This is a genomic window from Paenibacillus sp. FSL H3-0321, assembly GCF_038002865.1.
In the GTDB taxonomy this organism is placed as follows: Bacteria; Bacillota; Bacilli; order Paenibacillales; family Paenibacillaceae; genus Paenibacillus_AQ.
The window spans coordinates 5,914,410-5,934,201 of the sequence record NZ_JBBODH010000001.1 but is presented as its reverse complement, the minus strand read 5'-3'; the positions used below and the strand labels follow the sequence as shown (position 1 = coordinate 5,934,201).

General features: G+C 43.0%; 17 protein-coding genes and 2 pseudogenes. 6 read left to right on the top strand and 13 right to left on the bottom strand.

All coding sequences use genetic code 11. The features are described from left to right. Positions 1-313 precede the first annotated feature (313 nt). Entirely contained in the window at positions 314-883 is a 570-nt protein-coding gene (gene sigK / locus MHI45_RS26620; RefSeq protein ID WP_445667522.1) for an RNA polymerase sporulation sigma factor SigK, read from the bottom strand. Positions 884-1,426: 543 nt separating this feature from the next. Between sigK (MHI45_RS26620) and MHI45_RS26615 the strand changes: the two genes are divergently transcribed. Then, positions 1,427-4,567 carry an amidase family protein gene (locus MHI45_RS26615; RefSeq protein WP_083675970.1) on the top strand — a complete coding sequence of 1,047 codons (3,141 nt, stop codon included), beginning with the start codon at positions 1,427-1,429 and terminating at the stop codon, positions 4,565-4,567. 237 nt (positions 4,568-4,804) lie between these two features. Here MHI45_RS26615 and MHI45_RS26610 read toward each other — a convergent pair. After that, positions 4,805-5,082: pseudogene (locus tag MHI45_RS26610) on the bottom strand (sigma-70 family RNA polymerase sigma factor); the annotation flags it as partial. Between the two features lie 19 nt (positions 5,083-5,101). Here MHI45_RS26610 and MHI45_RS26605 point away from each other — a divergent pair. The 3 genes from MHI45_RS26605 to MHI45_RS26595 all read left to right on the top strand — a co-directional run bounded on the left by MHI45_RS26605 (position 5,102) and on the right by MHI45_RS26595 (position 7,096). Next, the gene (locus tag MHI45_RS26605; protein WP_341119700.1) at positions 5,102-5,587 is read left to right on the top strand and encodes a sensor histidine kinase; all 486 of its coding nucleotides are present in this window, start codon (positions 5,102-5,104) and stop codon (positions 5,585-5,587) included. 105 nt (positions 5,588-5,692) lie between these two features. Beyond that, positions 5,693-6,145, top strand: a complete 453-nt coding sequence (locus tag MHI45_RS26600; RefSeq protein WP_076114574.1) for a MarR family winged helix-turn-helix transcriptional regulator — start codon at positions 5,693-5,695, stop codon at positions 6,143-6,145. 45 nt (positions 6,146-6,190) lie between these two features. Beyond that, a complete protein-coding gene (locus MHI45_RS26595) occupies positions 6,191-7,096 on the top strand; it encodes an alpha/beta hydrolase (protein WP_256718301.1) in 906 nt (301 codons plus the stop codon). A 636-nt stretch (positions 7,097-7,732) separates the two neighbouring features. Here MHI45_RS26595 and MHI45_RS26590 read toward each other — a convergent pair. Beyond that, entirely contained in the window at positions 7,733-8,029 is a 297-nt protein-coding gene (locus MHI45_RS26590) for a Dabb family protein (protein ID WP_256718300.1), read from the bottom strand. Between the two features lie 420 nt (positions 8,030-8,449). Here MHI45_RS26590 and MHI45_RS26585 point away from each other — a divergent pair, with 420 nt between their 5' ends. Together MHI45_RS26585 and MHI45_RS26580 are read left to right on the top strand one after the other, a co-directional pair. After that, entirely contained in the window at positions 8,450-8,767 is a 318-nt protein-coding gene (locus tag MHI45_RS26585; protein ID WP_076114677.1) for a transposase, read from the top strand. A gap of 11 nt (positions 8,768-8,778) precedes the next feature. Continuing rightward, positions 8,779-9,642, top strand: a complete 864-nt coding sequence (locus MHI45_RS26580) for an IS3 family transposase (protein WP_341119699.1) — start codon at positions 8,779-8,781, stop codon at positions 9,640-9,642. Between the two features lie 27 nt (positions 9,643-9,669). On the opposite strand, the pseudogene MHI45_RS26575 reads toward MHI45_RS26580, so the two are convergent. From MHI45_RS26575 to phnX, 10 genes and pseudogenes are all read right to left on the bottom strand, one after another. After that, a pseudogene (locus MHI45_RS26575) lies at positions 9,670-10,017 on the bottom strand (transposase); the annotation flags it as partial. A gap of 144 nt (positions 10,018-10,161) precedes the next feature. Then, entirely contained in the window at positions 10,162-10,863 is a 702-nt protein-coding gene (sigK, locus tag MHI45_RS26570; RefSeq protein ID WP_038587424.1) for an RNA polymerase sporulation sigma factor SigK, read from the bottom strand. 280 nt (positions 10,864-11,143) lie between these two features. Continuing rightward, positions 11,144-11,227: a putative holin-like toxin gene (locus tag MHI45_RS35250; protein ID WP_368665130.1), complete on the bottom strand. Its 84-nt coding sequence runs from the start codon at positions 11,225-11,227 to the stop codon at positions 11,144-11,146. Positions 11,228-12,301: 1,074 nt separating this feature from the next. After that, the gene (locus MHI45_RS26565) at positions 12,302-13,081 is read right to left on the bottom strand and encodes a DeoR/GlpR family DNA-binding transcription regulator (protein ID WP_038587416.1); all 780 of its coding nucleotides are present in this window, start codon (positions 13,079-13,081) and stop codon (positions 12,302-12,304) included. A gap of 43 nt (positions 13,082-13,124) precedes the next feature. Beyond that, positions 13,125-14,219 carry an ABC transporter ATP-binding protein gene (locus MHI45_RS26560; RefSeq protein ID WP_341119698.1) on the bottom strand — a complete coding sequence of 365 codons (1,095 nt, stop codon included), beginning with the start codon at positions 14,217-14,219 and terminating at the stop codon, positions 13,125-13,127. Next, positions 14,216-14,863 carry a carbohydrate ABC transporter permease gene (locus MHI45_RS26555; protein ID WP_156130827.1) on the bottom strand — a complete coding sequence of 216 codons (648 nt, stop codon included), beginning with the start codon at positions 14,861-14,863 and terminating at the stop codon, positions 14,216-14,218. The genes MHI45_RS26560 and MHI45_RS26555 overlap by 4 nt, the downstream gene beginning before the upstream one ends. A gap of 217 nt (positions 14,864-15,080) precedes the next feature. Then, positions 15,081-15,986 (bottom strand): carbohydrate ABC transporter permease, encoded by a 906-nt coding sequence (locus MHI45_RS26550; RefSeq protein WP_341119697.1) that lies wholly within the window; start codon positions 15,984-15,986, stop codon positions 15,081-15,083. A gap of 103 nt (positions 15,987-16,089) precedes the next feature. Further along, complete coding sequence (locus tag MHI45_RS26545) at positions 16,090-17,502, bottom strand: extracellular solute-binding protein (protein WP_341119696.1); 1,413 nt, start codon at positions 17,500-17,502, stop codon at positions 16,090-16,092. A gap of 118 nt (positions 17,503-17,620) precedes the next feature. Further along, positions 17,621-18,988 carry an aspartate aminotransferase family protein gene (locus MHI45_RS26540; RefSeq protein ID WP_341119695.1) on the bottom strand — a complete coding sequence of 456 codons (1,368 nt, stop codon included), beginning with the start codon at positions 18,986-18,988 and terminating at the stop codon, positions 17,621-17,623. Continuing rightward, positions 18,978-19,790 carry a phosphonoacetaldehyde hydrolase gene (gene phnX / locus MHI45_RS26535; RefSeq protein ID WP_076114310.1) on the bottom strand — a complete coding sequence of 271 codons (813 nt, stop codon included), beginning with the start codon at positions 19,788-19,790 and terminating at the stop codon, positions 18,978-18,980. Before phnX ends, MHI45_RS26540 begins: the two co-directional genes overlap by 11 nt. Between the last annotated feature and the right edge of the window lie 2 nt (positions 19,791-19,792).

The window sequence follows — 19,792 nt, the reverse complement described above, 5'->3', positions numbered from 1 at the left end:
CGGACATTGCTCTGCTGTTGTCCGTTATTCCATAGTAGCGATCTTCCTTAGATTTCATTAAAATGTACTATTATAAACAGTTATAAACAGTTTTAGTATCCGTTTTATAAAATAAAAATGGACACCCTCCCGTTTAAAGGATTAGCGCTGGCCTTGATACTGTCCATGTTTCTCATAGATATGTAGCAATTCAACATGGAGATCATGCATTTCCTTGTAGCTCATTGTAGTGCAGCTCCATTTTATAGAACTACTCGCTCTGCATATATTAAAATAAAAAGCAACTCATCCGTAGACAAGTTGCTCTTAAAACTCACCTCTTCGCCTTATAAAACTCATGATACAGCTTCATCAGCGCCCGCTTCTCTATCCGTGACACATAACTGCGACTAATGCCGAGATCCTTGGCGATCTCCCGCTGCGTCCGTTCTTCACCGCCTGTGTCGAGTCCAAAACGTCCGACAACTACTTCCTTCTCCCTCTCGTCCAAAATGTCGAGGTTGCGGTAAATCTTGCTCTTTTCAATCTTCAGATCGACTTCTTTAATGACATCATCAGCTTCGGAGCCCAGGATATCGATAAGTGTAATTTCATTACCTTCTTTGTCAGTCCCAATTGGATCGTGTAGGGATACGTCTTTACATGTTTTCTTGAGCGAACGTAAGTGCATCAAAATTTCGTTTTCAATACATCGAGCAGCAAAAGTGGCTAGTTTGGTACCCTTGTTCGGACGGTAGCTTTCAATGGCTTTGATTAATCCGATCGTGCCGATGGAAATCAGGTCCTCCATGTCTTCGCCTGTGTTGTCGAATTTTTTGAGGTTATGGACACGATACGATGTCAAAAAAATAAGCCAATTTGAATCGATCACGATTCGATCGATTAATTTAGCCCATTCAGGCAGTTAATTTAAATAATATTTCCTGCGATTTTAGCCCCAGCGATAGTACAGTTGTGCCATACCCCAATATAGAAATCTTCCACTTTCATGAAATGAAAAATATAAAATTCTCCGTTAATTTCAGCTGTTCTTTTTCTTTACCGGGAGTGCTGTGTTCCGGTCAATTTCCATTTGCGCGCCATAAGACAGGAATAAAAAGCCTCTTGCCGGTTTCAGAACCTGTAGGTAACCCAGAGCGTCAATTTTGTCGGATATATGGAAAATGAGTATAAGTTAATCAATATCATGATATTTCATAGGATACTATCATTTAAGGATAGTCCATCTAATACATATCATTTAATGTAAAGTAAATTGCGTATATCATACCATAAATTTCATATTTTATAATAAATATAGTTTTTTATTCTTGTTAAAAGCCTAGAAGTATATTAATTTTAAAATATTAATTGACTGAAAGGAATATCGATGTTATATTCTCTAACATATTTTATAAACATACATATGGAAAAGGAGATTGCCCAAATGAATAAGTTGAAACGTCTACGTAAAACTAAAAGAAATCATTTTGATTCTACCCGATCCGAATATTCACCCGCAAAAAAGAAGTGGAGTAAAAAGCAAGTTATAGCTACTTCCATTGCGTTATCTGTTATTGCTTCGGGAGTCATTCCGCTTCAAACAGCTGATGCTTTAACTAGAGTCACTTCAGAAAGCGGCACAGTATGGGAGATTCACGATGTATTTGCTCCCAGTTTAGACACAGGAAGTTTACGCACAGTCGGAGCTACACAAGTACAGGGCTTCGGGAATATCTTTGTTAAGGTGTCCTCACCCTCCGCTTCCCTGATGAATGGTCAAATGATGCGCGGGTTTAACTTGAAATACGATGGCGTTAATAAGTTTACTTCTGCTCAGTCTGTAAATCTGGGAAATGTAACTGTAACACGTGAGGTGTATGTGGATACTACTCTCAATCGAACGAGATTCTTTGATACTTTCACGAATAAAAATGATATGGATGTAAAGGTTGATGTATCTTTCGGCGGCTCTTTAGGCTATGGTACAACGACAAATGCTTCCGTAGTCAAGGCAACCTACTCGGAGGATCTGGAGGTGACTACAGAGGATTCATGGATAGTTGTAGATAGCAGTACCAGAAACAATAAGCCGCTAGGCGTTGCCGTTGGCTCTCCACATCCCTTTGATAATGGATTAACCGGTCTAGGTAATCAGCAACAGAATCCATTCACAACACCATTAGCCAAGTCCGGAAATGAGGCCAATTTCTACGGGTTCATTAATACATTAACTATTGAGCCGGGTGAGTCGAAATCCCTGGTACATTATGTACAAGTGGGTGAAGCTGGTGAAGAAGGGCTGAGGAATCTGGTTACTATGCTCAATGGACTTCAAGGTCAGCTGGATGTAACCGGATTAACAAACGCTCAAATTCGTTCGATCAGTAACTGGGATATCTCTGCTATAGAGGGACTTGATACTGGAGATACCCTGGTGATTCCAGATGCTCCTGCAGCCAAAGCATTAGTAACTTCATCCCCGTATGATGTTACAAATAAATCCATTGCAGAAATGCAGCAGGATATGGTGAATGGCAAAACTACTTCTGTACAGATTACTCAAGCCTATTTAGATAGAATCAAGGTATACGATGAGGGACAATTGGGATTCCATGCCTTCCTGCATGTATCTGAAACTGCGCTTAACCAAGCCAAAGCTGCTGACGATGCCCGTGCACAAGGTGCAAAGGGTGATCTGCTGGGTATTCCAATTGCGATAAAAGATATCTATGATACAAAGGATATGCCTACCACCGGCGGCAGCAAAGCTCTTGAAGGCTGGCAGCCTGATTCGGATGCCTTCCAGGTGAATAAGCTGCGGGAAGCCGGAGCTGTAATTATCGGCAAAGTAAATACTTCCGAGTTCGCTAACAGCGGAAGCTTTAGTGAGAGTGGCTGGCTTCAAACCTGGAATGCATTATATCCATCGAAAACCTCTTTTGGCTCAAGCGGCGGCTCGGCAGTATCAGTTGCAGCTGATTTTGCAGCGGCAGCCATGGGATCGCAAACAGGGGTATCCCTCTATGCTCCTACTACAGGCTCCAGCCTTAAAAGCTTCCGCGGTACAGACGGTATGGCAAGCACTACAGGTGTACTGCCACTCACTTGGGGACAAGATTATGCAGGTCCTATTGCCAAAACCGTAACTGACCTGGCAATTATGCTGAATGCTACAACGGGTACGGACCCGCAGGATATTTTCACAGTGACTGCTGATGCAGATCATAAGCGGCCCGGTGACTGGAAAGAAGCTCTGGATGTTAATGCCTTGAAAGGAAAAAAAATCGGATATATCCCTGCATCCTTTGTCTCTAATTATGCGGATGATGATACGGGACAAGCCGTAATGAACAAGTTCTCAGAGCTACAAGCAGCGGGCGCAACAATGGTTGAAATGTCAATAATACCAGCAGCTCCTAGCCGTCCTTCAGGCATTAATGGATCTACTGAAGGTTGGGCGCGTTATATTGAGCTTCACAAGGACTTCCCTTACCTGGATGGAGCAAGTGTACTCGCTTCAGATAAGGTGCTTATCTATAATAAAAGAGGATATACTCAACCTGTGCGTATGACGGAACAGGCCGTACAAGATTACATCAAGTATAGAACAGACTATAAGGAAGTGATTAAAGGCTGGATGGACGAGAATGGCGTTGATGCTGTTGTGTATGCAGGTTTCATTAGTGACGTGTATAACAATGACGCAGCAGCCTCTCAATTAAGTTCTGACCGCAACACGGGCGTATTAACATCTAATGTTGGTCTCCCAACGGTAGTGGTTCCTGTAGGAACGAACGACAGCGGATATTCTATCTCTATGCAGCTTGTGGGTAGAGCATGGGACGATGCCGATATTTTGGGTATGGGCTATGCTCTGGAGCAACAAAGCCAAACCAGACTCCTTACAACATTTGCTCCAGCACTTCAATACGTTTCAAACCCTGCTACTCCTGATCCAGGCGTAGATAATGGACCAACCAATCCAGCTCCAAGTACTGGAGTAGGTACAGTGACTCCTCCAGCAACAACAACGCCTATAGAAACACCAGCACCTCAGCCGGAAATTGTTAGTTTCGCAGATACAATGAATCATTGGGCACGAGCAAGCATTGACACGCTTATTGCTAAGGGATTACTAACGGGTTATGCCGATGGTACCTTCCGTCCAAATTCAGGTTTGACCCGTGCCGAAGCCATCAAGGTAATTGCAACTTACATGGGACTTGAAGGACAAGCAAGTAACTTTACAGATGTATCTTCAACGCATTGGGCGGGTAAGTATATTGGTGCAGCTGCCGGATCAGGCTTGATGAACGGATATAGCGATGGAAGCTTCCGTCCAGACCAGAAGATTAGCCGCAGTGAATTAGCGGCACTCATCACTAGAGCCTTTAAGCTGACAGGTACCGGAAACTCATCTTTCAAAGATGTTAACAGAAACGCATGGTATTATAATTCCATTGATGCACTCGCATCCAATAAGATTATTACCGGATACGCAGACAGCACCTTTAAGCCTCAACAAGATATTACCCGGGCAGAGTTTGCAACAATGGTGTCCAGATTACTAGAAACTGCGAATTAAAAGAAGTAGGAAGGGCCATCCCGAAAAGGATGGCCTTAATACTTGTCGTTACAGATAGTGCAGTGAACCGTATCATAGGTAGGGCGAAACATATTGTAGGTCATATAGCTAATCGGTAACTATAAATGTGCAAATTCACTTCCAATAATCTGTAAAACAAAAAAAACACCCCATCCGTAGACAAGTCGCTTATTAATACATTATATTGATATCGCTACTACCTTGTAGCTTAAAGTCTCACCGCTTCGCCTTATAAAACTCATGGTAAAGCTTCATGAGCGCTCTCTTCTCTATTCTCGAAATATAACTCCGCGAGATCCCCAGATCCTTCGCAATCTCCCGCTGCGTCCACTCCTCCCCGCCGGTGTCCAGGCCGAAGCGGCCTACCACTATTTCCTTCTCCCGTTCATCCAATATATTGAGGTTGCGATACATCTTGCTCTTCTCAATCTTCAGATCACCTCTTTAATCACATTGTCCGTCTCCGAACCAAGAATATCAATTAGCGTGATATCAAAATTTGAAAACCAAGAAATGCTGACCAATTATGTCGAGTACAGATTGGATGAACAGATCCGGCAATCACTGCTACTACTAGAATCTGTTTGGACAACCAAGGGCCTCTTTCTAAATATTGACTTACAGGAACTTATATACTATGGAAATGAAGAATTGATGTCACAAGTTTGGCTTAATGTCATTGGTAATGCTATTAAATTCACGCCCAAAGGTGGAGAAATAACTGTGGCTCTCCGCCGTAATGGCCAAACAATATCCGTTGTCATCTGTGATACAGGAATAGGTATGTCACCTGAAACGTTAAAACATATCTTTGAAAAGTTCTATCAAGGTGATCCAACCAGATCAGCCGATGGTAATGGTCTCGGTTTAGCTCTTGTAAGTCGTATAATTAAGTTAAGTGGCGGCACTATCGATGTGAGCAGTACACCTGGACAGGGGTCTAAGTTTTCATTCATACTTCCAATGCCAGTTGATAGTGAACTTGACACAATGATATGATTCGTCTAAAATTTATTTAAACTATTTAAATATTAAACAGTGAAAGTATCAAGATCTATTGTTAGAAATCACGGAAAATGAGGATTCAAACAGAAAGGAGTATCCATGCCCCACTTCCATGCAGAAGATCAAAAAGCTATTTATGCCGAAAGGTTTCAAAAGGCTCTGTCCACAACGAACAAAAAGCTATTCACCTGGGTGGGTGCCCGCAGAGAGGATGGATTAACTAGTCAACAATTTTTTATTTTGAAACAAATCGCTGATGAAGAAAGAATGACCTCCTCTTTATTAGCCGAAAGAGTAGAAGTCAAACCGAGTGCCATTACAGTAATGATTGAGCGTCTTGTCCAAAATGGGTTCGTCGAGCGTTATTATGATCCAAGTGACAAACGCCTAACACTTCTAAGACTTAGTAAACAAGGAGTCCTTACATTGGAAAATGTTTGGAAACAATTTCTTGACATAATAACTCAACTACTTGCGGTTATGGAAGAGTCGGAAATTGAACCATTTATCCAGTCATTCGAGCGTATCTCCGAGAAAGCCTCCACTGTTTAACACGCTAATTACCAAACTAGAAAAATTTATTAGGAGTGAACAATAATGGACAAAATGAGTCAACAACAACAGTATGAAATTGCTAAAAAAATGGCTGATCAATTCGTCGGTTCGATCGATCCTTCTAAGCTCAAAAAGACACCTCCACCATCTGCGCATAAGAATGAAAGAATCATTCCAACTTCTGTTGGAAATACGCGTGTATTGATATTTACACCAGACAAAATTCCTTCCTCTCCCTTACCTGTCTACTTTAATATGCATGGAGGCGGATTCGTATTGGGAAGCGCTGATATGGAGGATGTTTTTTGCGGAATGATTGCTGAGTATGTCGGATGCGTTGTGGTCAACATTGATTATAAGCTTGCTCCACACTACAAATTTCCTGCGGCACTGAATGAATGTTATGACGTTGTCAAATGGATTATTGACAATCATGAGCAATTACACATTCAGCCTGATAAAATAGCAATTGGTGGGCACAGTGCAGGTGGTAACCTGGCAGCAGCTATCTGTTTGTTAAATCAACAACGTAATAACGAGCTCCCCATACTCTTACAGATAATCGATTTTGCACCTCTCGATTTAAATACAGACCCTATCCATAAACCGAATGCTATTGAAAACTTGGCGAAGATCGCCAGAATGTTCAATTCATTTTATATGAATAATGAAGAAGAAGCCTGTAATCCTTTAGTTTCTCCGATTTTTGCAGAATCTCTTTATAATCTGCCAGAAGCATTAGTCATTACGTGTGAACTAGATACCCTTGCTACAGAAGGACAAATTTATGCAACGAAATTGGAACAAGCCGGCATTAAGGTTACGTATAGGCAGTACGTGGGAATTGATCATGGATTTACTCGTAACGGAGAGGTAGTTGTCGAAGTTATCGAGGAGTCTTGGCATCTTATGGCCTCCAAATTGAAAGAGGTATTTACTGCTTCATGATATTTAACAAGGCCGCCTTCTTGATATATGAACCAGTACCGCATACTAAAAATAGTAAAAGTCGAGCCACTAACATCTCGACTCTTACTATTGTATCGTTATTTTACTTGCTCAAATGATTAATCATGTACAGCTTCCACCTTATATGCATAATCAAGGAATACATATGTTCGTTCGCTTCGACTTCAACCCCTTCAGGTAATACGGTGTCCAGTTTTCCAGGGAATTCAACATCAATTAAGATGCTCTTGAAATCGCTACCTTATAACCAATTTCCAAGCCATTCGCTGTTTCCTCTACTGTACGAATGTATGGAATGGAATTGACGCATTTCTACCATCAATAGTATCTCTAACTTCTTTATCATACTCTGAACGAGAGACGTGGATATGTTCTCAAAACATAACCAAACATAATTAGTTCTGTGACACCGGAGAACAATACAGTAAAGATATTTGAAAAGCCCACATTCTTTCGTTCATATATTTGGTTCAAAGAACTAGTCCAAATGGAAGTGATCATCGCGCCAAGTTAGCTGCAAGCCACAAACCATATAAACTACTCATCCTGGTAGTAGAGGTATCATTAAATAGCACCGTTTCTTCTCACATCGACGCCGCACTTTTTTTAGTTTGATTAGATTTCTTTATAATCTATTTCCATAAATTGTTTGACCTCTGTGTCCCAACGGTTGGCTACAAAATCAATATGAACGGGGTGGACATTGTAAGCTTCATAATCCAATTGAGTTTCAAATACCATAGAAAAACCAAAATCATATTCGTTTTTTTGGCTTACTTGGCGAAAAACCTGAAATTTATTTACGCATGGTATTGAACTTAGTTTTAATTTTCCTTCTTCCAAAAACTGAATTTCTTCGGATGACCCTTTTTCGTGTGTTAAAGAAAAAATAACAGAATGAATTATGCCCATACTCATTTGCTCCTTTATCCCGAGTTATTACTACTACTCTCGTCAGGAACGAATTAAACGCTCTGCCAACTTATGGCTTTCCATGACTTGTCTGGCACTAATCTGGCAATCATTCGGTCGCTTTAGACAAAGTAGAAAATCATTCACCGCTCCCTCGAAGCCACGTCTATGCAAGACATTGTCCCAACTCCCAAAGGTCTCTTTCTGCATCAGTGAACCGTGCACACTATAGGTAACATAATCCATATTCGTAACATTGCGCTTAAATCAGCCACTAAGTGTACCCCCTATTTTTAAAAAAAGATGTGATTTTGTAGGCTTTGACAAGATTGCTTTAAATTAAATCTTGTGCAATTAGAATAAATAGTGGACACCCGTTAACGGACGGACCGATAATGATAGCAACGGAGGTGTGTTCACATGGGAGAACAACGACAACGGTATAACGAAGAGTTTAAGAAGCAAACCGTGAAGTTCATTCAAGAACAGACGAAGACCTTAGGCGACTTAGCGGAAGAGCTTAACATCCCGCAAAGTACGCTGCATCAGTGGATGGGTCAATATCGGGAGCTGAAGAATGAACCGGCGGCGAGTATGGACCGGGTACGAGAACTCGAAGCACAGTTGAAAGAGGCGACCCGTCTGCTCCAGGAGAAAGAACTCAAACTTGCCGATGCAGAAGAAGAACTGGCGATTGTAAAAAAAGCTGTGCACATCTTCAGCAAACCAAGGAACTAAGATTCCAGTTTATGGAGAACCATCGCTCCGAGTTTCGCTTGGAGAAGATGTGCGACACCCTACACGTTTCAAGGAGCGGTTACTACAAGTGGCGGACGGGAGAAACCAGCACACAGAAACTCCGCAAAGCAGCGATCATGGAGCGAATCCAGTATCATTTTGCCGATCATAAAAAGCGTTATGGAAGTCCGAAGATCACCCGTCTGCTGCACCAAGAGGGCTATACCGTTACCGAACGCACCGTGAGTGTGTACATGCGACAAATGAAGCTCCGCTCCGTCGTGTCTAAACCCTACCGTGTACAGACTACCGACTCTAAACATAATAATCCCATCGCACCCAACACACTGAATCAAGAGTTTAAAGTGCTCAAACCCAATACCGTATGGGTCACGGACATCACATACATCCCTTGCCGGGGAGGCCGCTTGTACCTAGCCAGCGTCATGGATTTATGCACGCGTGAAATCGTAGGGTGGCGCTTGTACAACCATATGGAAACCAGTCTGGTCCTGCACGCCTTGCAGGCTGCTTACGCAGCCAAGCGACCTGGTGAGGGGTTGCTGCACCACTCCGACCGAGGGTCTCAATATACCTCTAAGGATTATGTCGAACAGTTGAAGACGTACCACATGGAATCCAGTATGAGTCGCAAAGGGAACTGTTACGATAACGCCTGCATCGAGTCTTGGCACAGTATTTTAAAGAAGGAGCTCATTTACTGTAACCCGCGTTTCAAAAACCAGGAGCAGGCTTACAATGCCATTTTTCAGTACATTGAGTTTTACTACAACCGCAAGCGAATGCATGGCGCACTGGGGTATCTTTCTCCAGCTCGTTTTGCTAAGCAATTTACTCAAAAATCCGTTGCGTGACCGTCTACTTTCTTGACAGAGGTCCAGTTGATGGGCTTTGACCGATGTAGAATCAATGCTCAAGTTTTCAAAGTCAGGTTCGACCTGAAGAGTTTGGAAGATCGCGACAAGCAGTCCGGTATCTCGCCACTTGCAGAAGCGACTGTAGACCGTTTTCCATGAACCATAGCGTCCCTCCGGTAGATCGCGCCAGGCATCACCACTTCGAGCGATCCATAGAAAAGCGTTAAACATGGTTCTTTCACTTAATTTTGACGGACGTCCTGTTTTGCAGGGTGGAAACATGCCCTTAATTTGTTCCCACTGTTCATCGCTTATTTCGTACCGTCTTTGAATCGTGCTTGACGCCCCATTCGTTTTCTCAAATCTTACCATGTTATTTAGTTTTCAGACACATCCTAGTATTTTCTCATAATTTCACACTAATCTAATTTAATTGAAATAATAAAAGCAACTCATCCGTAGACAAGTCGCTTTCTAGACACGCTATTCTTAGTGGGTACTACCTTTAATTCAAGTTTACCTCTTCGCCTTATAAAACTCATGATATAACTTCATGAGCGCCCTTTTCTCTATCCGCGACACATAACTCCGCGAGATCCCCAGATCCTTGGCGATCTCCCGCTGCGTCCGTTCTTCACCGCCTGTGTCGAGGCCAAAACGTCCGACAACTACTTCCTTCTCCCTCTCGTCCAAAATGTCGAGGTTGCGGTAAATCTTGCTCTTTTCAATCTTCAGATCGACTTCTTTAATGACATCATCAGCTTCGGAGCCAAGGATATCGATAAGTGTAATTTCATTACCTTCTTTGTCAGTCCCAATTGGATCGTGAAGGGATACATCCTTCCGGGTCTTTTTCAAGCTGCGTAAGTGCATCAAAATTTCGTTTTCAATACATCGAGCAGCAAAAGTGGCTAGTTTGGTACCCTTGTTCGGACGGTAACTTTCGATGGCCTTGATCAGTCCGATCGTGCCGATGGAAATCAGATCCTCCATATCCTCGCCGGTGTTATCGAATTTTTTTACTATGTGGGCAACTAAGCGCAAATTGTGTTCGATTAGCAAGTTACGAGCCTTAGCGTCGCCCTCAGCCATCATCCCTAAGTATTTGCTTTCATCCTGCTCCGAGAGCGGCTGGGGAAAAGCGTTGTTTCTTACGTACGATACCAGCAGCGTCAGTTCTTTGATCAGTAGCGCTATCGTGCTTATGATTCCTGGCAACTTGGCGACACCTCCCGCACATGTACAATGAAACCGATCAGCAATGAGAACTACGGGTTCATGGTCCTTTTATTGTATGTAGGTAGATGCCTAGAAGTGCCTGTACGGGAGAAATAGGTACGGGCTATTATAACAGGGGTTTTAGGTATACTCTTTGGTGTGATAAGATAAGAATATAAAAGGAGCCGTGCGTCAACACGACTCCCGTGTACAATCCGCATTAAGAGCGGCGGCTTACGGAATGGGCCAGAGATAGACCGTTATCCTTCGTCGGGGCGGTCTATTTCTTTTTGTGGAATGAAAGGATCAACACAATCCGCGTCGCAAATGAAATCATTAGCGTCAATGTTTGGTATACCTCCACTTTCCATATTTGCAATCAGTTTTTGAGCATTTTTTTGCCGACAGTAAATTCGATGAATCCCAACAATAATCCCATGATCATAATGTACCAGTAATCACTGAATAAAGGTGATAATGTCACCAGAGTGAAAATAATTGTATATAAGCCGTATAAAAGAATAGATCCACTTAACAATTTGTAAAACCTATTTCTTTTTGTAATAAAAAATAAAGCAATAAAAAAGATTAAACACACTGATAGCAGAATAGATGGGAAGTAGTAGAAAGAGGTTGTTAATGAAGTGTTGAACCCGATTGATTGGGTTTCACTTGTTAAATTATAAAAATTTTTAAATCCATCTGTTACTATTAAGATTACTATGATGATCTGAACCGCTTTCCAATCCTGTTTCATATTAAACTCCTTTCGTTGAAACTCACACCATAACCCTCTTTATGTAATTATAGGTAAGATGAAGAAGAAATTAAAGGTGGATTTCTCGTGATAGATTAGAGCGTGTCTTCAAACCGCTTCCCCGCCAAAACCTGCTGCTGTATGCCCTAAGGAATCATGGGTACAGTAGCACTTTCTGATCACACGCGGAGAAAGGCGTTTCGCCACTAGGCAGTTTTTTCGGTGGAGGCTTACGTCTCGGTGTTTCTAAGACTTCGTTCTTTTTCAGAAGGCGTGTGTGCGTCCGGAAAGTGTATTCCTGGCTCTGAGCACGAACGGACCGAGTTGCACTTAATTGGGGCTTTCAGCCTGTTACAGTAGGAAAACGGACTCCAGCGCAGTTATTTCTCCCTGCTGGCCGTTTTTAGATAGAATGCAGAGCAGATAAGGTCGCCTGGGTCCGCATAAGAGAATAAACAAGTGTTTTACTCTCTATAGCGCCTCCTGAGTCCGTCCCTCGAGTAAACGAACCCGCTGCGGACTTTTTAGGTCCCCTACTTTCAATACTAAATCCCTGCTTCCCCAGAGCTCTTCCAGTTTGAAGACATGCTCTAGAAAGGCCAAAAAAAATGACCTCAAACCACAATCTGTTACAGATCGTAATTTAAGGTTTCATTCATTAAAAACTTATGATTTCCAGCCCTAAGGATGGATCCATCTGACATCGCTATCCTTAAGCTTCGGAATCCAACCGTTTGGAGGCGCCTGATCGGAAACGATAACATGCACCTCATGAAAGTCAACAATTTTGGCTAATGTTCGTTTAGCGATTTTCGACTCATCTGCAACTACAATCACCGTCTCTGAACAACGAATTAATTCCCTGGTCAGTACCGCCTGCTCGTAGTCATAGCTTGTGATCCCATACTCCAAGGAAACACCATCCACAGAAATAAAGGATTTATTGACATAGAAATCCTCCATAATTTTCTCAGCAATCGGACCGGATACCCGCAAGTGTTTTACGTTGACTTCTCCGCCTATCAAAATAATTTTACCGTCGAAGGCCCCGCGTTTTTTATTTTCTATCAGTAACATCATCGCTGGTATAGAGTTGGTCAATATCGTTACATTATGCTTGCCCTCTAAAAAATGAATAATTTGCAGAGCTGTACTTCCTTCATCTATTATAATCACATCGTTGTGATCAATTAACTCCGCAGCGAGAAGCCCGATCTTGCTCTTGGCTTCAGCGTTTAATAATTCTCTTTCATAAAGCGGAGGCTCCATTCCCACCTTGAACTTAACCGCACCGCCATATATTTTTTTCAATTTATTTTCTTTTTCCAGCTCATCGAGATCTCTTCGTATCGTTTCCGTTGAAACTTCAAAGAGCAAAGAAAGCTCTCTGGCAATTACTTTGCCCTTCTCATTAAGCAGATTCATAATACTGATCTTTCTATCCTCCCCAGCAAGCGACAACTTGCTCCCTCCCTTAACATAGTTTCAAAATTCATCTTGCGTATTAGGTGATGACCTTGCCGGTTTCTTCATCGAAAATATGAATAGCCTCAGAGTCTAGTGTAAGATAAACACGTTCATTATACGACACATTTAGATCCGAAGGGCTTAATATACGAATAAAATTTGTCGTGTTTTCATTATCGCCCAACATGACCTTGATCAATTTCTCCCGCCCAAGCTGTTCGACCAGCACGACCTTCGCCGGAATACTATTCTCCAGCTGTACTTTGGAAATCTGAAGATGATGAGGCCTTGCCCCTAGGGATACCTTTGTTCCTTTAAATTCAGTATTCAATTTTTTTGTCGATAAAAGCTTATAGTCAAAGCCGTCTCCACGCAAAACACGTTCATTTCCGTTGCGGAGCAAATCACATTTCAGGATGTTCATTGGCGGATTCCCCATAAAGTGTGCGACAAACAAATTAACAGGTTTCATAAATAACTCGTCCGGTGTACCGTACTGCTGAATTTTCCCATTTTGCAGGATCGCGATTTTATCAGCCACCGCCATCGCTTCTTCCTGATCATGGGTCACAATAATTGTTGTGATTCCCAGTTTCAGCTGCAGGCGCCGGATTTCGTCGCGGACATCAACCTTTAAGCGGGCATCCAGATTTGACATAGGTTCATCCAGCAGCAGGAACAAGGGGTCTTTAGCAAGTGCCCGGGCCATCGCTACCCGCTGTTGCTGTCCGCCTGAGAGCTGGCTTGGCATCCGGTCTGTCAATTGATCAATTTGCAGCATTGCAGCAATCTCTTGGGCTTTTTGATGACGTTCTTTTTTCTTCACTTTCCGTTGCTTTAATGGAAATGCAATATTATCAAGGACAGTCATATGCGGATAGAGCGCGTAACTTTGAAATACCATCCCGATATCTCTATCCTTAGGCTCCACATGATTTACGATCTTCCCGTCAAAATATACCTTTCCGCTCGTAGGCTGCAGAAGTCCGGCCAGGATCATTAACGTGGTTGATTTACCGCAGCCGGATGGCCCTAGAAGCGCGACAAACTCACCCCGCTTAATATCCAAGCTGACATTCTCCAGCGCTGTTGAATCGCCAAACTTCTTCGATATTCCCTCTAGTTTTATCATACGCCTTTGGAACCTCCTATGGTCACCTTCATCATCGTCCGTTGGGTGAATAGATAAAATATGCCGATTGGAATGGTATAGAAGAGTCCAATAGCTGTAATTAGCCCAATATTTGTAACCTTATCATCATCTGTAAAAATCAGTTTGGCCAGGTAACCGGCAAGCGTCAATTTGGTGTTATCGAAAATAAACAGCTTGATTAGCAGCCATTCCCCGTAGGCCCCCATAAAAGCATAGATGGCGATCGCTGAAATGCCCGACAGCATATTCGGCAGAATAATCTGATAAAGACATTTGAAACGGCTGCACCCGTCAATCATGCCGGAGAATTCCAAGTCCCAGGAGACTTCATCAAAAAACCCCTTCAGAATATACACATGCCAAGGAATCATTCCTGCTGCAGACAGCACAACAACTGCAAATACAGTGTTGAGCAGCCCTAAGTACATCATTATAAAAAAGCTTGTAATCAATAATGTAATCCCGGGAAAGGACCCCATAATAAACAGAAATTTCAAAGCAAATCCTTTGCCAACAAAATTCAACCTGGAAAAGGCATACGCTGCTGGAACAGCGACCAGAAGGTCAATCACCGTGATGAGCAGCCCAAACACAACCGTATTCATCACAATCGGCCAAATCATCGGAAAACTTATTCCTTCAAGTACAAAAGATCTCCTTAAAAACTGCCAATTCTCCCAAGACAATCTCCCTGAATTATAGTTGTATACCGATGATACAAATAACCAAATGATCATAAAAATGATAGGCAGCATTAACAGGACCATGAAGAAATGAATCATATTCCGTTTGCTGAATTTCCATAAGCTCACAGGGTTTCACCACTCTTATCTAGTATGGTTAGTCTTCTATCCGGGGAGGACGAATCAGTTTATTGAAATCAAATATCCGAAATAACAGCAGGGTTAGCAGAAGTGAAATAATGACCACTATGACCGATATAGCAGCGCCATATCCATATTCCAACCGATTAAAGGCCTGCTGATAACCATAGAGAGCCAACGTTGTGGTATCAAACACGGGACCGCCTCCCGTAGCAAGCAAAATAAAATTATAGCTTGCAAACAATCCGATCGTCGAAGTCACCGTAACGTACATAATCGGCCATTTTAATGCAGGAAGTATGATGTCCTTAATAATAGAACGGTCTTTGGCTCCATCCACCCTTGCTGCTTTATATATATCTTCGGGAATTGAATTGATCGAAGCCGAGAACAGAATCATGCCACCCGAGGCACCTGAAATGACTCCGGCAACAATAATAATTAATAGTCCTGCTTCATTGAACCAGGATACCGGTTGTTCCAGACCAAAGTACATGATGACTTTATTCGCAAATCCTCCTGGTGTCGGGTTGAATATATATTTCCAGAATACAACATACACTAAGCCAGGCATGGTGCTCGGAATGAGCCATATGACACGATAAAGGGCACCTATTCTTTTATTTTTCACCAGATACTGTGTGCAAATCGCCAAGAGCAAGCTGAAAGCGACGGTAAGGATTAAGGAGAAAAATACATAAATCAGGGTTATCTTAATGATCGGCCATAAATTAATGTCTGCAAGGATTTGCCGGAAATTCCCCAGCCCGATGAAATCCGCCTTCATCTTACGATCTAGATTTGTTGTGGACATCCATATAGTCGCAAATGCAGGAATGACAAAGAATAATAAAGTTAAGATCGCAAACGGCGCCAAAAACAGATAGGGGTAAGATTTTTTCTTCAATCTGGCTAAATTCATTGGCCCCTTCCTCTCTCATATGTGCGGCTTGCCATAGGAGGACTTTACAATCCTGCACTATGCAAGCCGTTGTTTCTTCTATTATCGAAAGTGTTGCTGCCGGCTATCTGAAAATGACTTGGTCCTGATCCACATTTTGCTTATAGTTTTCTTCGAATAACTTATAGGCTTCTTCTGCCGACGCACCATTAACCATGATTGCTTCAAGACCTTTAATTTGCTGCTTCAAATAATCAGGGTAGGCAAGATGCGGCGGACGTACCTTGGTATAATCCAGCATGTACGCTACATCATGTAAAAATCTCAAATCACTAAACCGCGGATCTTCTTGTCCCGATTTTGTTACCGGCAGTTTGCCTGATGCTATGGTGTGGTCCATTTGTAAGTTTGGAGCCATTGCCAATTCAATGATTCGTTGAACATAAGGCATTTTCTGCTCATCTACCTTGGAGCTGACATAATACAGACGCGGATAGGCCAGTGAACCCGGCTCCCCGCCCTTACTTCCAGCCGGAATTAGAGTAAAGGTACTGTTTGCATAAAACCAATCCTCGAATTCCTTATCCGTTTTCCCGTAAGCTTCCTTCATACTATTGTATGATCCGGTACCTCCAATGAAAAACATGACATCTCCGTTAACAAAATATCCGAAGCCCACATCTTCCAATGCGGCAAAGTCTTTCGTAATGGCACCACTCTTAATTCCTTTCTCCCAAAAACTATAAGTATCTGTAATGCCCTTTTTATCGAAAATCACTTTACTTTGTTCCTGATCGTAAGGCTCAAAGCCCATCATTTGGTTGTTGATGTCCTGAACACTGATGTTGTCCAGCCCATCACTCACCAAGCCGTACTTCGTCACCTTTTTCTCAACAGCTTCAGTAGCAATGTTCAGCATATCCTCCATCGTCCAATCCCCTTTAAGCACCCGATCCGGAAGTCCTTCAATATCCGCATCAGACCAACCCAGTGTTTTTAAAGCTGTTTTGTTTATATACAGAGGGGAAGCGTCCATATCCTGAATTGCACCGTATACATGCCCTTGGTATTCCATGATATCCCATAGATTTTGTGGAAGAGTTTTGAATACCTCCGACTCCTTCAGCCAATCAATGGGTTGAATAAGTCCTGCATCCAGTTCCCAGCCAATATCCAGGCTTGAATTCATAGAAATATCGCGGTATTGGCCGGCTTGTGCTTGTAGAACAAGTTCATCATCACCAACAGCCGGCAAAATGTCGGCAACTACTTCTACATTTTTGCCTTGTGCCGTCAGCTCTTCATTTAAGGCTTTAAAAGCAGCGGCATAGTTTGACATCCGGGCACCGTAATCGTCCTCACCTACACTGATTTTAATAATTTCTTTTGTCTTGGCATCCTTCGGTGCATTAGATTTATTCTGAACATCTGCCGCAGAAGCTGTTTCTTTCCCCGTATTATTCTTCGCACTACATGCTCCCAATACCACGGTCAATCCTAGCAATACTACAAATAGCATGGATAATTTGGTCCGCATCTCCATTTCCCCTCATCCCATTTTTTATAATCTAGTACCATATTAGTATAAGATTAGAGTGTAATAAGAGAATTAATTCCACGTTAAATATATGTTTTCATGTTGTTTTATTATGTTTTCATGTTGTTTGACGTGGAAACACTTGCGAGATCGCCGTTTCAATACACTGGAGGGCATGCTGCAGCTGCTCTTGAGTTGTAATTAAGGGCGGTACCAAGGTTAACACGTTGCCATTAGAAACCTTAAAGCTCAGTCCCATCTCCATACAGCGGTACATGACCTTTTCTGCCCCTTCTACCGCCTCTTTCTTCGTTTGGCGATCGGTAACCAGCTCAATCGCAGCGAGCATTCCAATCACCCGGACATCCCCAATGACCTCATGTCTATTCATCATGGCCATCAGCTCCCGCTCCAGATAAACTCCCATTCGCTCCGCATGTTCGAGCAATCCATGCTGCTCAATATATTCAATTGTCGCCAAAGCAGCGGCACAACCTACCGAGCTCTTCTCATGGGTATAATGCCCGAGGGAAATATCATGAGCCACATCCAAGCCTTCACGTGCAATGATGCCCGCCATTGGAAATAATCCGCCCCCAAGCCCTTTGCCAATAACCACAATATCCGGAACAATATCGTAATGCTCGTGAACGAACATTTTGCCGGTTCTCCCGAGGGCTGTTGGAATTTCATCCAGCACAAGCAGAACACCGGATTGATCGCATATTTGACGTAATCTTTGGAAATACGCTTTCGGCGGAATCTGCACATCTGTGCTGCGTACCGTCTCCATGATAACTGCCCCGACATCTGCCTCCCGCTTCAACATGTATTCCAGATAATCAAGGGTTTTCGAGCCGTCAGGATCGGAATCCCCATAGAAGCTGCGATAGGAATTATAAGGCATCATATGCTCTGTTCCCGGCAGCAAGGGTCCCATATGGTTTCGGAATACACCTTCTCCTCCTATAGAAATCGCATCTAGGCTTGCCCCGTGGAAAGAGTCCCAAGTAGAAATTGTCTTGAAGTTTCCCGTCGCTTTACGAACAAGCTTCATCGCGATTCCAATGGCACTAGTACCCCCAGGTGTGAATAGCACCTTATTCAGATCACCAGGTGCCAGCTCTACGAGCTTGCGTGCTAATTGAACTGCAACCGGACTCGTATAACGCCGCGGCAGAAAAGGCAGCTCGTCCAATTGCTTCTTGACCGCATCAATAACATAACTGTTCTTATGCCCAACCTGATGTACGCTGTTACCGTGAAAATCCATATATTTGCGGCCATCCAGATCTTCTAAATAGATGCCTTCAGCATTTGTAATTACATTCAAACAAGGCGTTGACATCGATTGATGCAGAAAGTAGCGGCTGTCTTCTTCTAGAACTTCTCTAGTGTGGCGGCTTAAATTCGTTTCTTGCCATTGCTCGCGTTCTGCCGATAGATTAATGTCTCCTTCACTTCTCTGATAAGGCTTAATATCCATGAGGGCTGTCCCCTCCCAGCAAACGGCTGTTAATCGTTTCAATGAGAGCAGGCAGCTGAGACATATCCTCAATAACATCATGCGCTCCATACTCGATAAATTGCTGCTTAGCCGCTTCAACTAGAAGCTTCAAAGCCGCCGGCTCCATCTCATTCACTTCTTCCTGCGTCAAACCTAATATGGAGCTGCCTTTAACGATGCCAACCGCCCATACTCCGGCATTTCTTGCCTCTTGCATATCTGATTTCGTATCCCCAACTTTTACAATTTGAGAAGTCATGCCCATATCCAGATGAATCATGTTCGCGTAGATCATATAAGGATACGGACGCCCTCTGCCATGGACAGAATCAGGAGTCAGCCAATAATCTGGTGCGTAACCGTTCATCTCTGCCCTGCTTGCGACAATTTGCATCATGGTGTCGTTATATCCTGTCGTCCCGCCAATTCGTAACCCTGACTCTCTAAGCTGCTGCACGGTATCGACAACATGCTCAATAGGTTCAGCAAAACGATGTAAGATTCCTAGCAGCTTCGGTTCAAAAGCATCATGCAGCTGATCCACATCGCTGTCGGTGAATGGACGCCCCATCTTTTCTTCAAATTGGCTGCGAATCCGCGGCATTTCCAGCATCATCTTGATATGATCCCGTTTTAAGCACCCCATTGGAGCTCTGACTTCTTCCATCGTCGGTTCGATCCCAATCATCCGGAAGATATCGAAGAACACATGCACGGGAGCCATACATCCATAATCGACCGTCGTTCCGGCCCAGTCTAATATTATTCCTTGTACTTTCATAA

What these genes read in the sequence shown, in the direction of transcription:
- MHI45_RS26615 (WP_083675970.1), top strand. Translation starts at nt 1,427, where the DNA reads ATGAATAAGTTGAAACGTCTACGTAAAACTAAAAGAAATCATTTTGAT.
- MHI45_RS26605 (WP_341119700.1), top strand. Translation starts at nt 5,102, where the DNA reads ATGCTGACCAATTATGTCGAGTACAGATTGGATGAACAGATCCGGCAA.
- MHI45_RS26600 (WP_076114574.1), top strand. Translation starts at nt 5,693, where the DNA reads ATGCCCCACTTCCATGCAGAAGATCAAAAAGCTATTTATGCCGAAAGG.
- MHI45_RS26595 (WP_256718301.1), top strand. Translation starts at nt 6,191, where the DNA reads ATGGACAAAATGAGTCAACAACAACAGTATGAAATTGCTAAAAAAATG.
- MHI45_RS26590 (WP_256718300.1), bottom strand. Translation starts at nt 8,029, where the DNA reads ATGGGCATAATTCATTCTGTTATTTTTTCTTTAACACACGAAAAAGGG.
- MHI45_RS26585 (WP_076114677.1), top strand. Translation starts at nt 8,450, where the DNA reads ATGGGAGAACAACGACAACGGTATAACGAAGAGTTTAAGAAGCAAACC.
- MHI45_RS26580 (WP_341119699.1), top strand. Translation starts at nt 8,779, where the DNA reads ATGGAGAACCATCGCTCCGAGTTTCGCTTGGAGAAGATGTGCGACACC.
- MHI45_RS26560 (WP_341119698.1), bottom strand. Translation starts at nt 14,219, where the DNA reads ATGATAAAACTAGAGGGAATATCGAAGAAGTTTGGCGATTCAACAGCG.
- MHI45_RS26555 (WP_156130827.1), bottom strand. Translation starts at nt 14,863, where the DNA reads ATGATTTGGCCGATTGTGATGAATACGGTTGTGTTTGGGCTGCTCATC.
- MHI45_RS26550 (WP_341119697.1), bottom strand. Translation starts at nt 15,986, where the DNA reads ATGAATTTAGCCAGATTGAAGAAAAAATCTTACCCCTATCTGTTTTTG.
- MHI45_RS26545 (WP_341119696.1), bottom strand. Translation starts at nt 17,502, where the DNA reads ATGCGGACCAAATTATCCATGCTATTTGTAGTATTGCTAGGATTGACC.
- MHI45_RS26540 (WP_341119695.1), bottom strand. Translation starts at nt 18,988, where the DNA reads ATGGATATTAAGCCTTATCAGAGAAGTGAAGGAGACATTAATCTATCG.
- phnX (WP_076114310.1), bottom strand. Translation starts at nt 19,790, where the DNA reads ATGAAAGTACAAGGAATAATATTAGACTGGGCCGGAACGACGGTCGAT.